The sequence below is a fragment of the Arthrobacter sp. SPG23 genome, from assembly GCF_000876655.1.
In the GTDB taxonomy this organism is placed as follows: Bacteria; Actinomycetota; Actinomycetes; order Actinomycetales; family Micrococcaceae; genus Arthrobacter.
The window spans coordinates 302,647-317,369 of sequence record NZ_JYCN01000026.1 but is presented as its reverse complement, the minus strand read 5'-3'; the positions used below and the strand labels follow the sequence as shown (position 1 = coordinate 317,369).

At 67.6% G+C, this 14,723-nt stretch carries 12 protein-coding genes; 7 read left to right on the top strand and 5 right to left on the bottom strand.

The window, feature by feature from the left end:
* The first annotated feature begins 25 nt into the window (after positions 1-25).
* From TV39_RS18675 to purU, 5 genes are read left to right on the top strand one after another with little or no spacing between them, the layout of a single operon-like run.
* Positions 26-448 carry a sarcosine oxidase subunit delta gene (locus tag TV39_RS18675; RefSeq protein WP_043484504.1) on the top strand — a complete coding sequence of 141 codons (423 nt, stop codon included), beginning with the start codon at positions 26-28 and terminating at the stop codon, positions 446-448.
* On the top strand, positions 445-3,393 hold the full coding sequence (locus tag TV39_RS18670) for a sarcosine oxidase subunit alpha family protein (RefSeq protein ID WP_043484502.1): 2,949 nt from the start codon (positions 445-447) through the stop codon (positions 3,391-3,393). Before TV39_RS18675 ends, TV39_RS18670 begins: the two co-directional genes overlap by 4 nt.
* Positions 3,386-4,021 (top strand): sarcosine oxidase subunit gamma, encoded by a 636-nt coding sequence (locus TV39_RS18665; protein ID WP_043484499.1) that lies wholly within the window; start codon positions 3,386-3,388, stop codon positions 4,019-4,021. The genes TV39_RS18670 and TV39_RS18665 overlap by 8 nt, the downstream gene beginning before the upstream one ends.
* Positions 4,021-5,394 (top strand): L-serine ammonia-lyase, encoded by a 1,374-nt coding sequence (locus TV39_RS18660; RefSeq protein WP_043484495.1) that lies wholly within the window; start codon positions 4,021-4,023, stop codon positions 5,392-5,394. The genes TV39_RS18665 and TV39_RS18660 overlap by 1 nt, the downstream gene beginning before the upstream one ends.
* 4 nt (positions 5,395-5,398) lie before the next feature.
* Positions 5,399-6,310 carry a formyltetrahydrofolate deformylase gene (purU, locus tag TV39_RS18655; protein WP_052500625.1) on the top strand — a complete coding sequence of 304 codons (912 nt, stop codon included), beginning with the start codon at positions 5,399-5,401 and terminating at the stop codon, positions 6,308-6,310.
* Positions 6,311-6,434: 124 nt separating this feature from the next.
* On the opposite strand, the gene TV39_RS18650 is transcribed toward purU, so the two are convergent.
* Complete coding sequence (locus tag TV39_RS18650) at positions 6,435-8,042, bottom strand: PucR family transcriptional regulator (protein ID WP_043484492.1); 1,608 nt, start codon at positions 8,040-8,042, stop codon at positions 6,435-6,437.
* Between the two features lie 108 nt (positions 8,043-8,150).
* Here TV39_RS18650 and TV39_RS18645 point away from each other — a divergent pair, with 108 nt between their 5' ends.
* Both TV39_RS18645 and TV39_RS18640 read left to right on the top strand, forming a co-directional pair.
* Complete coding sequence (locus TV39_RS18645) at positions 8,151-9,686, top strand: purine-cytosine permease family protein (RefSeq protein ID WP_082049879.1); 1,536 nt, start codon at positions 8,151-8,153, stop codon at positions 9,684-9,686.
* A gap of 14 nt (positions 9,687-9,700) precedes the next feature.
* Positions 9,701-10,666, top strand: coding sequence for a polysaccharide deacetylase family protein (locus TV39_RS18640; protein WP_043484489.1), 966 nt, complete (start codon positions 9,701-9,703; stop codon positions 10,664-10,666).
* A 184-nt stretch (positions 10,667-10,850) separates the two neighbouring features.
* On the opposite strand, the gene bcp is transcribed toward TV39_RS18640, so the two are convergent.
* The 4 genes from bcp to TV39_RS18620 form a co-directional block, all read right to left on the bottom strand.
* Positions 10,851-11,330: a thioredoxin-dependent thiol peroxidase gene (gene bcp / locus TV39_RS18635; RefSeq protein ID WP_043484486.1), complete on the bottom strand. Its 480-nt coding sequence runs from the start codon at positions 11,328-11,330 to the stop codon at positions 10,851-10,853.
* Positions 11,331-11,416: 86 nt separating this feature from the next.
* The gene (locus TV39_RS18630; RefSeq protein WP_043484483.1) at positions 11,417-12,145 is read right to left on the bottom strand and encodes a winged helix-turn-helix domain-containing protein; all 729 of its coding nucleotides are present in this window, start codon (positions 12,143-12,145) and stop codon (positions 11,417-11,419) included.
* An 11-nt stretch (positions 12,146-12,156) separates the two neighbouring features.
* On the bottom strand, positions 12,157-13,500 hold the full coding sequence (gene allB, locus TV39_RS18625; protein WP_043484480.1) for an allantoinase AllB: 1,344 nt from the start codon (positions 13,498-13,500) through the stop codon (positions 12,157-12,159).
* Positions 13,493-14,722, bottom strand: a complete 1,230-nt coding sequence (locus TV39_RS18620) for a glycerate kinase (protein ID WP_043484478.1) — start codon at positions 14,720-14,722, stop codon at positions 13,493-13,495. Before TV39_RS18620 ends, allB begins: the two co-directional genes overlap by 8 nt.
* Position 14,723: the final 1 nt, after the last annotated feature.

Here is a 14,723-nt window from a genome sequence, read left to right as displayed (position 1 = left end):
GCCGTCCCATAGAAAGAAGACGCACATGCTGCTTATCTCATGCCCCAACTGCGGCTCGCGCGACGAGACCGAGTTCCACTACGGCGGCCAGGCCCACGTGCCGTACCCGGAGAACCCGAACGACATGAACGACCGCGAATGGGCCGAGTTCCTGTTCTACCGCGACAACACCAAGGGCACCTTCGCTGAGCGCTGGCTGCACAGCACCGGCTGCCGCCAGTGGTTCAACATGCTCCGCGACACCGTCACCTACGACATCCAGGCCGTCTACCCAATGGGCACGCCCCGGCCTGACGTGTCCGTCCCAGCGGCGGCCGAGTCCGGCACTGCCAGCACCGCCGCTGACAGCACCACAACCGGCAGCGCCGCGCCCAGCACCTCTGCAACCAGCATTTCTGCAACCAGCACCGCCTCCAGCACCACCGCCCCGGAAGGAGCAACCAAGTGACTTCCCAGAACGCCCGCCTCGCCGCCGGCGGACGCATCGACCGCAGCATTTCCTGGCGTTTCACCGTGGACGGCGAGGAATTCACCGGCCACCCCGGCGACACGCTGGCCTCGGCCCTGCTCGCCAACGGCCGGATCGCCGCCGGCAACTCGCTCTACGAGGACCGCCCCCGCGGCATCATGTCCGCCGGCGTGGAGGAATCCAACGCGCTGGTGAGGGTCGAAGCACGGTTCCCGGGCCACGTAGCCGAATCCATGCTCCCCGCCACTACCGTCACCCTGGTGGACGGCCTGAAGGCGGACCTGCTCAACGGCCTGGGCCGCCTCGACCCCGAGGAGGACCGCGCCGAGTACGACAAGAAGTTCGTGCACACGGACGTCCTGGTGATCGGCGGCGGCCCCGCCGGCCTGGCCGCCGCCCGCGAGGCCGTCCGCACCGGCGCCCGCGTGATGCTGCTGGACGACCAGCCCGAGCTGGGCGGCACGCTCCTGTCCGGATCCACCGCACCGGACCTGGCCGAGGCCATCGAAGGCAAGCCGGCCCTGGAATGGGTGGCTGACGTGGAAGCCGAGCTCGTCTCGGCCGCCGAATGCACCGTCCTCAACCGCACTACGGCCTTCGGCGCCTACGATGCCAACTATGTCGTCGCGGTCCAGAACCGCACCGACCACCTGTCCAGCCCGGCCGCCCCCGGCGTGTCCCGGCAGCGGATTTGGCACATCCGTGCCAATCAGGTGGTCGTAGCTCCCGGCGCCCACGAACGCCCGCTGGTGTTCGAGAACAACGACCGCCCGGGCATCATGCTCGCCTCGGCCGTCCGCAGCTACCTGAACCGCTACGCCGTGGCCGCCGGGCAGCGCGTCGTCATCAGCACCACCAACGACAGCGCCTACGCCCTGGCTTCGGACCTCCGCGCCGCCGGCGTCAAGGTGGCCGCCGTCGTCGACGCCCGTCCCCGCCTCACGCCGGTGGCTGCCGCCGCCGTCGAATCCGGCACCCGGGTGCTGATCGGCAGCGCTGTGGCGAACACCTCCGCTTCCGAGTCCGGCGACGGTCGCCTGGACGCCGTCACCGTCCGCAGCATCAACGACGACGGCGAACTCACCTCGGGCATCGAAGAGATCGCCTGCGACCTGCTGGCAGTCTCCGGCGGCTGGAGCCCGCTGGTCCACCTCCACTCCCAGCGCCAGGGCAAGCTGCGCTGGGACGACGAGCTCGCGGCCTTCGTGCCGAGCACCGTGGTTCCGAACCAGCAGACCATCGGCTCCGGCCGCGGCAGCTTCGAGCTCGAGGACTGCCTCGCCGAAGGCATCTCCGCCGGTGCGGCAGCCGCCATCGGTGCCGGCTTCGCGTCGGAAACCAAGCCGTCAGTGATCGGCGAACCAAAGGCATCCGCCCCCACCCGCCAGCTGTGGCTGGTTCCGGGTCAGGAGGGCACGCCGGATGACTGGCACCACCACTTCGTTGACTTCCAGCGCGACCAGTCCGTGGCTGACGTGCTGCGGTCCACCGGCGCCGGGATGCGGTCCGTGGAGCACATCAAGCGCTACACCTCCATCAGCACCGCCAACGACCAGGGCAAGACCTCCGGCGTCAACGCCATCGGCGTCATCGCCGCCGCACTCCGCACCGCCGGCGAAGCCTCCCGTGGCATCGGGGACATCGGCACCACCACCTACCGCGCTCCGTTCACCCCCGTGGCCTTCGCAGCACTGGCCGGACGCCAGCGCGGCGAACTGTTCGACCCCGCCCGGGTCACCTCGATCCACCCGTGGCACGTTGCCAAGGGCGCCCTGTTCGAGGACGTGGGGCAGTGGAAGCGCCCCTGGTACTACCCGCAGGCCGGCGAGGACATGGACACCGCCGTGCTGCGCGAGTGCGCCGCCGTCCGCGAATCCGTGGGCTTCATGGACGCCACCACTCTCGGCAAGATCGAAATCCGCGGCAAGGACGCCGGTGAGTTCCTCAACCGCATCTACACCAACGCGTTCAAGAAGCTCGCCCCGGGTTCCGCCCGCTACGGCGTGATGTGCATGGCGGACGGCATGATTTTCGACGACGGCGTGACCCTGCGCCTCGACGAGGACCGGTTCTTCATGACCACCACCACCGGCGGAGCCGCAAAGGTGCTGGACTGGCTGGAGGAATGGCTGCAGACCGAATGGCCTGAGCTGGACGTGCACTGCACCTCGGTGACCGAACAGTGGAGCACCATTGCCGTCGTCGGACCCAAATCCCGCGCGGTCATCGCCAAGGTGGCACCGGAACTCGCTGCCGACGGCGGGCTGGAGGCGGAAGCCTTCCCGTTCATGACGTTCCGCGAAACCACCCTCGCCTCCGGCGTGCAAGCCCGGATCTGCCGGATCTCGTTCTCCGGCGAACTGGCCTACGAAATCAACGTGCCGTCCTGGTACGGACTGAACACCTGGGAGGCTGTGGCCGCGGCCGGGGCCGAATTCAACATCACCCCCTACGGCACCGAAACCATGCACGTGCTCCGCGCCGAAAAGGGCTACCCCATCGTCGGCCAGGACACCGACGGCACCGTCACCCCGCAGGATGCGGGAATGGAATGGGTGGTCTCCAAGGCCAAGGAGTTCATCGGCAAGCGCTCCTACGCCCGGGCCGATGCCAAGCGCGAGGACCGCAAGCACCTGGTCAGCGTCCTTCCCGTGGACGGAACGCTGCGGCTGCCGGAAGGCACCCAGCTCGTGGAGAAGGGCATCACCGTCAACCCCGCCTACGGTCCCGTCCCCATGCAGGGCTTCGTGACCTCGAGCTACCACAGCGCCGCACTGGGCAGGTCGTTCGGCCTGGCCCTGATCAAGAATGGCCGCAACCGCATCGGCGAGACCCTCGTGGCCGCAGCCGGCGACCAGCTGGTTGATGTCGTTGTCGCAGAAACTGTACTTTTTGACCCCGAAGGGACCCGCAAAGATGGCTAACACAGCAGCACTCGAAGGCATCAATGGACTCCGGGACATCCGTCGCAGCCCGGCCTCCCACCTGACCGCCGCGCTGGAGACCGGCTCCGTCCAGGGAACAGTGGTCCTGAAGGAGGGCCCGTTCCAGACCATGGCAGGGGTCCGAGTTGACCCCCGCTCCGAACAGGGCTCACGGATCGCAGCCGTCGCCGGCGGCCTGCCGGCACGGTGCGGCGAAGTCAGCGGCACGGACAGCGTCAGTGTCCTCTGGCTGGCGCCGTCCGAGTTCCTGGTGGTGGCGCCGGAGGAAGCCCATGATTCCCTCGGCGGGGACCTGATCGGATCCCTCACGGCCGCCCTTGGTGACGCACCGGGCCAGGTGGTGGACCTTTCCGCTAACCGCACCACGTTTGAACTCTCCGGCCCGCGCGCCCGCGCCGTCCTGGAGAAGGGTTGCGCCCTGGACCTGCACCCCCGCAGCTTTACCCCGGGAACGGCCCTCACCACCGAGGTGGGCAACATCCCGGTGATCCTGCTGAAGACCGGGGACGAGAGCTTCCGGCTCTTCCCGCGGGCTTCGTTTGCGGACTTCCTGGGCCGGTGGCTTCTGGACGCCATGAGGGAATACGCTTCCCCCGAGGTGCCCTGATGGCGCTGAGCGCCCTGGACCTCTTCTCCGTTGGCATCGGGCCGTCGTCGTCACACACGGTCGGCCCGATGCGGGCGGCGAAACTGTTCGCCGACGGGCTCAAAGGTGACGGCCATCTGAGCGCCACCGCGCGGGTCCAGGCCGAACTGTTCGGATCGCTCGGCGCCACCGGCAGGGGCCACGGCTCCGACAAGGCAGTGGTGCTCGGACTCCAGGGCCTGGACCCGGAAACCGTGGACACCTCCACCGCGGACGACCAGGTGGCCGCGGCGGCACTCGACGCCGAACTCCGGATCGGCGGGGACCACCGGGTGGACTTCAACTGGGACGAGGACGTGGTACTGCACCGCCGCAAGTCCCTGCCCGCCCACCCCAACGGCATGACCTTCCGGGCGCTGGACCACACCGGTGCCGTGCTCAGCGAACGGAGCTTCTATTCCATTGGGGGCGGCTTCGTGGTTGACGGCGACGCCGACGCAGGAGACAAAGTAGTGGCGGACGACACCCCGCTGCCGTACCCCTTCACCACGGCCGACGAACTCCTGGAGATCTGCCGCCGCGAAGGGATGTCCATCTCCGACGTCATGCTCGCCAACGAATTGGTGTGGCGCAGCGAAGCGGAGCTCCGGACGGAGCTGCTGAAACTCTGGGCCGTCATGCGCGAATGCGTGGACAACGGCTGCGCCGCGGAAGGGATCCTTCCGGGCGGGCTGAACGTCAGGCGCCGGGCGCCGTCGTTATTCAAAACCCTGACCGCGGACACCGGCGTGACGGACCCCCTCCGGGCCATGGAGTGGGTGAACCTCTTCGCGCTGGCCGTGAACGAGGAAAACGCCGCCGGCGGGCGGATCGTCACCGCCCCCACCAACGGCGCGGCCGGGATTGTGCCGGCGGTGCTGCACTACTACGTCAAGTTTGTTCCCGGAGCCGACGACGACGGTGTGGTCCGCTTCCTGCTGGCCGCGGCCGCCGTCGGGATTCTTTTCAAGATCAACGCCTCCATCTCCGGCGCCGAAGTGGGCTGCCAAGGCGAAGTGGGCTCGGCCTGCTCCATGGCGGCCGCCGGACTCTGCGAGGTGCTCGGCGGCACTCCCGAACAGGTGGAGAACGCCGCCGAGGTGGGCATTGAACACAACCTCGGGCTGACCTGCGACCCCGTGGGCGGCCTGGTGCAGATCCCCTGCATCGAACGGAACGCCATTGCCAGTGTGAAGGCCATCAACGCCGCCAGGCTTGCCCTGCACGGCGACGGCAGCCACAAGGTATCGCTGGATAAAGCCATTAAGACCATGCGCGAGACAGGAGCGGACATGAAAACCAAGTACAAGGAGACCTCCCGTGGGGGCCTCGCCGTGAATGTGATCGAGTGCTGAGCTTATGACTGCCATTGAGACTGAAACTTCTTCCCTCCCGTCCCTCGCTGGCCAGCCCGCGACCACCGTGGAGCACGTCCTGACGCTCGACTGCAACGAGTCGCCGGGCATCGTCCACGCCGTCTCCGGCTTCCTGCTGGAACACGGCTGCGACATCATCGACAACCAGCAGTTCGGCGAACGCTCCGAAGGGCACTTCTTTATGCGGGTGCACTTTGCGTCCGACGGCGATGCCTCCACCGCGGATACCCTGCGGGCCGCTTTTGGCCCGGTGGCCGACCGTTTCGGGATGACCTGGCGGCTGGAGCCGCACGGTTCCAAGCGCCGCGTGCTGATCATGGTGTCCAAGTTCGGGCACTGCCTCAACGACCTGCTGTTCCGCGCCAGGATCGGTGAGCTGCCGGTGGACGTGGTGGCCGTGGTGTCCAATCACACCGACCACCAGGCCCTGGTGGAATGGCACGGCATCCCGTTCTTCCACGTGCCCGTCACGGCCGCCACCAAGCCGGAGGCCGAGGCGCGGCTGCTGGAACTGGTGGACGAGTACGACGTGGAACTCGTGGTGCTGGCCCGCTACATGCAGGTTCTCAGCGACGGCCTCACCCGCAAACTGGACGGGCGTGCCATCAACATCCACCACTCGTTCCTGCCCAGCTTCAAGGGCGCCAAGCCGTACCACCAGGCCTACGCCCGCGGGGTGAAGACGGTGGGTGCCACGGCGCACTATGTCAACGGCGAGCTGGACGAAGGACCGATCATTTCCCAGCAGGTGGTGGAAGTGGACCACACCTACGGCCCGGAAGACCTGGTGGCCGCCGGCCGCGACACCGAGTGCAAGGCGTTGTCCAACGCGGTGCGCTGGCACTGCGAGGGCCGGGTCATCCTGCGCGGCAACAGGACCGTGGTGCTCCGCTAGGACACTCTCTCACTTCCGGTGGGTTTGACCGGGACGCTCTGTCACTTACTTAGGGAAAGTGAAAGAGCGTCCCGATTTTTCTTGCGTTAAGTGAGAGAGCGTCCTGGTGGCTGGTGGCTGGTGGCTACAACGCCGCCAGCCGGGTGGCGAGGTGCAGCGCAGCGAGCCGGCCGGTTCCACGGGGATCCCCGCCGCACAACTCAAAAATCCGCTGCAGCCGGTGATGCATTGACTGCCGCTCCACGTGCAGCTCCCTGGCGGCCTGCGCCGTATTGCAGCCGGAGTCCAGCCAGATGGCCAGCGTTGCGAGCAGTTGGGAATTGCGCCGGGCGTCGTGATCCAGCACGGGACCCAGTTGCTGGCGGACGAAATCCTGCCGGGTGCCCGGGTCCAGATGCTGCACCGCCAGGCGCTCCACCGCCAGGTTTTCGACGTCGATCACCACGCCTTCGGTGTCCGACGCCGGCCGGGCCGCCGACCGAAGCGAGCCGTTGACGGCGAGATCCAGGGCGCTCTTCGCCTCCGACAGCGACCACGGCGCGTGTTCGATCCCTGCCGCGAGGGGACCTACGGCCGTCATGGTTCCCGCCTCAACCGGGAGCTCCCGGAGGGCCGCCACGATCCCGGCCCGAGCGGCCGCCGCCCCGTCAAAAGGGAGGGCGGCAAGCGCCAGGAGCTCGGCGTTGTCCACATAGCTGGCGCTCTGCTGCGCCGTGCGCTTGAGGATATTGTCCATGGCTGCCCTCAGCTGCTGAGAGGTGGACGACCGGACGACGACGGCGACCACCGTCGCGGAGGGCGGGATCCCGGCGGCGGGGGAGAGCTGCTGAAGCCGCCACGGCTGGCTGCCGGAACTTACGGCCCGCAGCAGCGCGGTTCCGGCCACTTCTTTCAGCCCTGGCGGCATCCGCTGCAGCAGCGCGAGCGACAGGATGTCCACGCATCGGCCGCCGGCCACGCGCGCCAGGTTGACGTCGCCGCCGGCCGGTACGTTGATCTGTAGCCTCGCGGAGGGCACGCCACGGACCGGCACATCAATGGTGATCAGCGTGCCGTCGGAGCCCGGCCCTGCCGCGCGTCCGGGCTCTGCGGAGGAGCCGCTGCCGGATTCGGGGACCTCTGCCGGCTGGGAATCGGCGCTGCCTGCCGGACGTGTCCCGGCGCCGTCCGGGCCGGCGTTGCCCAGCGTCACACCGGACACGGACGAGAGCTCCAGTGTCGCATCGATGATTCCGGCCAGCACGGCAAGGATCTGGTCCAGACTGCTCCCGTGGGCCAGCTCAACAGCCATGGCGTGGCTGGCCTCATCAGCACGGCGCAGATGGGCCACCGATTCACTGACGAGCATCGAGTTAATCGCCTGCATGATGCCCACGAACGGCACCACCTTGCGGAATTCAATAAGGGGAAGCCCGGCGGTTTCCGCGGCCTGGATCATCGACGACGGCAGCGAGGCGAGCCGCTGGCCCGTTTCCACCGCCAGCGCACCGACCCCGCGCTCTGAGAGCTGGCGAACGTACTCAACACGGCGGGCATCCGAGGCAGTTACCAGTGCATCGCCGCCGGTAAGAAGCAGCTCACCGCCGCTAAGTAACGGCGCGATGTCCAAGACTTCACTGGAGTGCACCCACCGCAGCTGCGTACCCGCCACAGCGCCAGCACCGGCGCGGATCACGGGATCGGCGGCGGTGAGGGTGGCATGGTTCAGGATCTCACTGAGCTTTATTGGCATTACGCTCCGTCACACAAATGGGTCTTTTGATGTACATATCGTATCTTGTTGTGTGTGGTCTGCGGCACATACTCTGGCTGTATCCCCTTTCTCCCACGGAGGCCCCACATGCAAAACAACTCCACAGCAGTCCCGGCCGGCCACGTGCCCGCAGCCGGCGAAGACGTCGAAGCCTGGCTCCAGCCCATCCCCGAGTCACAGCGGACCCGGAAGGTCTCCGGACAGTTCTGGATCTGGGCCGGGGCAAACCTTGCGCCCATCAACTGGGTGCTCGGCGCCCTGGGCATCCACCTCGGACTTGGCTTTGCCGACACCGTTACCGTTCTGGTTTTGGGGAACCTGATCGGCATGCTCCTGTTCGGCTGCTTCGTGTTGCTCGGTCAGAAGACCGGTGCCACCGGCATGGTGCTGGCCCGCGCGGCATTCGGCCGGCGCGGAAACTACCTGCCGGCCGCCATCCAGGCGCTACTGGTCATCGGGTGGTGCGCGGTGAACACCTGGATCATCCTGGACCTTGTCATGGCACTGTTCGGCACCCTCGGCTGGGTTGACCCGACCGCCCACAACTACGCCTGGAAGATCGGCGTCGCCACCACCATCATGGCTGCGCAGGTAGCCATCGCCTGGTTCGGCTACAAGGCCATTGCGGCGTTTGAAAAGTGGACCGTCCCGCCCACCATCATCATCCTGGCGGTTATGTCCGCCGTCGCCTGGTTCGGCATGAAGATCAACTGGACCTACGCCGGCCCTGCCGGCAACATCCTCGAAGGCTCGGACCGGATCGCCGCGATGAGCGCCGTCATGACGGCCATCGGCATCGGCTGGGGCATCACCTGGTTCACCTACGCCGCCGACTACTCCCGCTTCGTCAGCACCGAAGTTCCGAAGCGCAAGGTCTACCTCGCCTCGGTCCTGGGCCAGTTCATCCCCGTCGTCTGGCTCGGAATCCTGGGCGCCAGCCTCGCCACGAACAGCGGCGAGATCGATCCCGGCAAACTCATCGTCCAGAACTTCGGAGTCCTGGCACTTCCGGTGCTGCTGATGGTCCTGCACGGACCCATCGCCACGAACATCCTGAACATCTACACCTTCTCCGTTGCGACGCAGGCACTCGACATCACCATCAGCCGCCGCAAGCTCAACCTTTTCGTCGGCGTCTTCTCGCTTATCGCCGTCATCTTCTTCATCTTCCAGGAGGACTTCGCGGCCGTGCTGGACGCCTGGCTGATCGGCCTGGTGGCATGGGTGGCTGCCTGGGGCGGCGTGATGCTGGTGCACTTCTTCTGGATCGAGAAGAAGTGGCCCGGCGAAGCCGCACGGCTGTTCGACGGGGTGGGCACCAAGCGCCTTCCCGGCGTCAACTGGGCCGGCATCGTGTCCCTTCTCGTCGGCATCTTCTCCACCTGGCTCTTTATGTACGGGCTTGTCCCCGCAATGCAGGGCCCCATCGCCGTGGCCCTGGGCGGCTGGGATCTGTCCTGGCTCGCCGGCGGCCTCAGCAGCGCTGCGTGCTACGCGGTTCTTGGCCCGCGGGTCCACCGCAAGTTTCTGGCCGGTGCCGCCTTTGAGCCGGTCCCGGTAACCGTCCCGGAGACCACAGTCCCGGACGCTGCAGCCCGCCCGTCAACCGCAGTTTCGCTGTAGAAAGGATTCGGACCATGGAATTCCCCGCCTTCCCGGACTCCGCCCACCCCATCACCTGGCCCGAAGGGTACCGGGCGGCCGCGTCCTTCACCTTCGATGTGGACGCGGAGTCCTGCACCATCGCCCACGATCCCACCAGCACGCGCCGGATGTCGCTCATGACCCACCAGTCATATGGACCCAAGGTTGCTGTGCCCCGGCTGCTTCAGATCCTGCAGCGCCAGGACATCCAGGCCACGTTCTTCATCCCCGGATTCACCGCTGAAAGCTACCCCGACGTGGTGCGCCGGATTGTGGACGCCGGCCACGAGATCGCCCACCACGGCTACCTGCACGAACCCATGCAGGGCATCGACGCCGCCACCGAGGCACGCTACATCGACCGCGGGCTGGAGGCACTGGCCAAGGTAGCCGGCGTGCGGCCGGTGGGCTACCGCGCCCCGTGGTGGGAGCTGAACTGGCACTCGCCGGCGCTCCTTGCGGACCGCGGCTTCCTGTACGATTCCAGCCTGCTCGACGGCGACGCACCGTACCGCTTCAGCGTCGCCGACGGGGACTCCAGGGACCTGGTGGAGATTCCAGTCGACTGGGCGCTGGACGACTGGGAGCAGTACGCCTTCTACCCGGGAGTTACCGGCAGCGGCGTCATCGAAAGCCCCGCCAAGGTCCTGGAGATGTGGACGCTGGAAGCGGAAGCGCATCACGCCGCCGGGAGCTGCTTCGTGCTCACCAACCATCCGTTCATCTCCGGCCGGCCCTCCAAGGCCGTGGCCCTGGAACAGCTGATCAGCCGGGTCAAGGGCATGGACGGGATGTGGGTGACCACGATGGCGAAGATCGCCCAGCACACACGGGATACCGTCACCGACGTCCACAGCCACGCACGGATTGAGGTCCCCGGATTCCCCGACGCCGGCGCCCGCTTCACCCCGGCGCAGGTGCGTCAGTCAGCACTGGTATCTGACCGGGCCCGCCTCTAGCCGCCTCTAACCCAACCACCGGCGTCTCCAACCACCGGCGTCTCCAACCGCACGGACCCTCTCTCGCTAGTTACAGAAAAAGCCGGAATGCTCTCTCACGGCGTGAGACAGCATTCCGGCTTTTGTTGCGCCAAGTGAGAGAGCGTCGGGCTAAAACCCCTCTGCCGGAAGGTAACGAGCGTCCTTAGACGCCCAGGGTTTCCTTCAGCGCCGCCACGTGGCCCTGGGCCTTGACCTGGTACTGGGCCAGCTTCACTTTGCCCTCGGGATCGAGCACCACGGTGGAGCGGACGATTCCTTCAGTCACTTCGCCGTCGCGCAGCTTTTCGCCCCAGGCGCCGTAGGCCAGTGCCACGGCGTGGTCCTCGTCGGCCAGCAGCGGGAAGGTCAGCGCGAAGTCGCCGGTGAAGTGGGCCAGCTTTTCGGGGGCGTCGGGGGAGACGCCCAGGACCTCGTAGCCGGAGCCCTGCAGGGACTCGAGGCTGTCGCGGAAGTCGCAGGCTTCGGTGGTGCAGCCGGGGGTGGCGGCTTCCGGGTAGAAGTACACTATGACGTTCTTGCCGCGGTAGTCGGCCAGGGACGTCGGCTTGCCTTCGGCGTCCGGCAGGGTGAAGTCCGGTGCTTGGGTTCCGGGCTGGAGCTTGGTGGTCAGGGTGGGGCTCATGGTGATCCTTCGGGAGTCTGTTTACTGACAAAAGAGCTGCGTCCTCAACGGGTGCGCCAGACGGCTGTACTTGCACAACCACTGGTTCAGATGCAGTATTCCGCCGGTCCGCGCACTTTGGTGTGGGGGCCCGGGACGAACTGGTAGCCGCCGCCGCGCACTGTGGCGATCGCGTGCCGGCCGCGGCGCAGCTTCCGCCGCACCCGGCCTACGTACACATCGATGGAGCGCGAGGCCGCCGCGGGGGAATCGAACGATTCCAGGAACAGCCGCAGTTCCTCCCGGCTGACGGTCCGCGAGCAGTTTTCCACGAGGTAGCGCAGCAGTTTGAACTCGACGCCGGTGAGCGCCACCTGCTTGCCGTCCAGCCGGACCTCGCTGGCGGCGAGGTCTACGGACACAAGGCTCGCGGGACCGGCCGACGGCGGGAGGGGAGTTGCGCCGTCGTCGTCCTCCGGGGAGTCCTCCGGAACGGACGACGACGGCACCCGGGTTCCGCTGCCGGCTGGCCCGTGCGGTCCCCCCGGCAGGCCAGCCTCGGCAGCGGACGTTGCAGCTCCGGCGGCAGGCCAAATGTGGACTTCCGCCTCCGGAGCAATCTTCAGGGCACGTGCCAGCAACAGTTCCGCGGCGCGCGCCATCACGGCGTCATCAATGTCCTGGTCGCCTTCCGGGGTGACCCAGACGGCCAGGCCATGGGCCTTCAGCTGCGGACCCGGTTGCGGACCCGGCTGCGCCGAACCGGCCCGCCCCGGACCTGCCAGCACCGGACCCGCAGCACATATGCCGCGCGGGGAATGTACCTGGACAGCCATAGCGTGGTGCCTCAGACGCCGCCGCGGCGGATGAGCTTGCCGCCGGGGGTCTGGCCGTCGATTTCATGTCCGCGCAGGAATGTCTTCCGGACTACGCCGGAGAGTGCCTTGCCGTCGTAGGGCGTGATGGGGTTCTTGTGCTTGAGCTTGGAAACATCCACCACGAAAGCTTCATCCGGGGCGAAGACCGAGAAGTCCGCGTCGAACCCGAGCGCCAGCTGGCCTTTGTTGGACAGGCGTGCCAGTGCGGCCGGCTTCTCGGCCATCCAGGAAACAACCTGCTCCAGCGGGATGCCGCGGTGCCGGGCCTCGCTCCAGATCAGCGACAGGCCCAGCTGCAACGAGGAGACGCCGCCCCAGGCCACGGCGAAGTCGCCGTTCTCCAGGTCCTTCAGGTCAAGCGTCGACGGCGAGTGATCGGACACGATGCAGTCGATGGTGCCGTCCTCCAGGCCCTTCCACAGCAGCTCCCGGTTGGACGCCTCGCGGATGGGCGGGCAGCACTTGTAGGCGGTGGCGCCGTCGGGGATCTCCTCGGCCATGAGCGTGAGGTAGTGCGGGCAGGTCTCCACGGTGAGGTGCACGCCGTCGCGCTTGGCGCTGGCGATCATCGGCAGTGCATCGGAGGAGGAGAGGTGGAGGATGTGGGCGCGAGCGCCGGTCCAGCGGGCCCGCTCGATCACCTCGGCGATGGCCTTGTTCTCGGCGCCGCGGGGGCGGGACGCCAGGAAGGTGGAGTAGTGGTCGCCGCCCGGATGCGGTGCACGGTCAATGGCGTGCGAGTCCTCGGCATGGACGATCATGAGCGAGTCGAAGGACTTGAGCTCGGCCATGTCTTCTTCCATCTCGTCCGCCTCCAGGTGCGGGAACTCGTCCACGCCGGAGTGCAGCAGGAAGCACTTGAAGCCGAACACGCCCTCGTCGTGCAGCGGGCGCAGGTCCGCCTTGTTGCCGGGCACCGCGCCGCCCCAGAATCCGACATCCACGAACGCCTGGTCCTCGGCCACCTCGCGCTTGAGCTTGAGGCCTTCCACAGTGGTGGTGGGCGGGATGGAGTTCAGCGGCATGTCGATGATGGTGGTGACGCCGCCGGCGGCGGCCGCACGGGTGGCGGAGGCGAAGCCCTCCCACTCGGTGCGGCCGGGCTCGTTGACGTGGACGTGGGTGTCCACCAGGCCGGGGATCAGGGTTTCGTCGTCGGCAAGTTCGATCACTTCGGTGCCGTTCAGGCCGTTGCCGAGGGGTTCGATGGCCACGATCTTGCCGCCGCGCACGCCTACTTCACGGGGCGCGATGCCGGCAGTGGTGAGGATGCGCTGCCCCCGGATAACGAGGTCAAAGCTTTCTTCAGACATTGAGGGGCTCCTTAGTGCGGGCGCTGGTCGTCGGCGTGGTGGAATCAACGGTGGTGGCGGCCCGGGTCAGGTCCGCCAGTTCCGCGCCGATGTGCTTTCCCAATTGTTCAAGCAGGGGTCCTGCTTCGGCTATACATATTTCTACCTTGGCCTCCAGCGAGGTCAGCGGGTAGACCTGCCGGAATCCGGAATCCTTCTGCTGTTCCGGCGTCAGCGTGGTGCGTCCGCAGACGGCCACCACCGGAACACCGGCCCGGGCCGCCGCTCGGGCCACGCCCATGGGCGTCTTGCCGAGCAGGCTCTGTTCGTCCAGGCTGCCTTCGCCGGTGATCACCAGGTCGGCGCCGGCCAGCCGCTCGGCCAGCCCCGTGAATTCAAGCACGACGTCGATGCCGGGCCTGCGCGTCGCGGCCAGGACCGCGATGGCTGCGTAGCCTACGCCGCCCGCAGCTCCGGCGCCCGGTGCGTCCGCGGCCTTCAGCGCGCGGGGACCTATTTCGGCGGAGAGCACATCCACAAAGTGCGCCAGGGCGGCGTCGAGGATTGCCACGTCCTCCGGGGTGGCACCCTTCTGCGGGCCGAAGATCGCCGGGGCGCCTTCGGCTCCGAGCAGCGGGTTGTCCACGTCACTGGCCAGGACGAAGCGCGCCTCGTCCAGCCGGGAATCGAATCCGGAGAAGTCGATCCGGTCCAGCCTGGCGAGGGCCGCGCCGCCGGGCGGCAGTTCGTTGCCGTCGGCGTCGAGGAGCTGCGCGCCGAGTCCCTGCAGGACGCCGGCGCCGCCGTCGGTGTTGGCGCTTCCGCCGACGCCCAGAATGATCTGCCGGCATCCGGCGTCGAGCGCTGCCCGGATCAGTTCGCCGGTGCCCAGGCTGGTGGCGTTCTTTGCGCTGGCCGAATCCGGCCGGCCGGATGATCCGCTTTCAGCGGGGAGGACAGCGAGGCCCGACGCGGCGGCCATTTCGATGACCGCCTCGCGGCCGCGGACCGCAAAGTCCGCCCGGAGCGGCTGCCCGGTGGGACCGCTGACCAGGGCGCTCCGGCGGGTGAAGCCGGAGCCGACGGCGGCATCGAGGGTGCCCTCGCCGCCGTCGGCCACCGGAATCCGGAGGACGTCAAGGTTGTGGCCGGTGGCCGACTGCAGCCCGGCATCCAGGTGGCGGGCCACCTCCGGGGCGGACAGCGAGCCCTTGAACTTGTCCGGTGCGATCACGATCCGCATG

Excerpts from the sequence above, each read along its gene's own strand:
- allB (WP_043484480.1), bottom strand. The coding sequence starts at position 13,500 with ATGTCTGAAGAAAGCTTTGACCTCGTTATCCGGGGGCAGCGCATCCTC.
- TV39_RS18645 (WP_082049879.1), top strand. The coding sequence starts at position 8,151 with ATGCAAAACAACTCCACAGCAGTCCCGGCCGGCCACGTGCCCGCAGCC.
- TV39_RS18630 (WP_043484483.1), bottom strand. The coding sequence starts at position 12,145 with ATGGCTGTCCAGGTACATTCCCCGCGCGGCATATGTGCTGCGGGTCCG.
- TV39_RS18675 (WP_043484504.1), top strand. The coding sequence starts at position 26 with ATGCTGCTTATCTCATGCCCCAACTGCGGCTCGCGCGACGAGACCGAG.
- TV39_RS18650 (WP_043484492.1), bottom strand. The coding sequence starts at position 8,042 with ATGCCAATAAAGCTCAGTGAGATCCTGAACCATGCCACCCTCACCGCC.
- TV39_RS18620 (WP_043484478.1), bottom strand. The coding sequence starts at position 14,722 with ATGCGGATCGTGATCGCACCGGACAAGTTCAAGGGCTCGCTGTCCGCC.
- bcp (WP_043484486.1), bottom strand. The coding sequence starts at position 11,330 with ATGAGCCCCACCCTGACCACCAAGCTCCAGCCCGGAACCCAAGCACCG.
- TV39_RS18660 (WP_043484495.1), top strand. The coding sequence starts at position 4,021 with ATGGCGCTGAGCGCCCTGGACCTCTTCTCCGTTGGCATCGGGCCGTCG.
- TV39_RS18665 (WP_043484499.1), top strand. The coding sequence starts at position 3,386 with ATGGCTAACACAGCAGCACTCGAAGGCATCAATGGACTCCGGGACATC.
- purU (WP_052500625.1), top strand. The coding sequence starts at position 5,399 with ATGACTGCCATTGAGACTGAAACTTCTTCCCTCCCGTCCCTCGCTGGC.
- TV39_RS18640 (WP_043484489.1), top strand. The coding sequence starts at position 9,701 with ATGGAATTCCCCGCCTTCCCGGACTCCGCCCACCCCATCACCTGGCCC.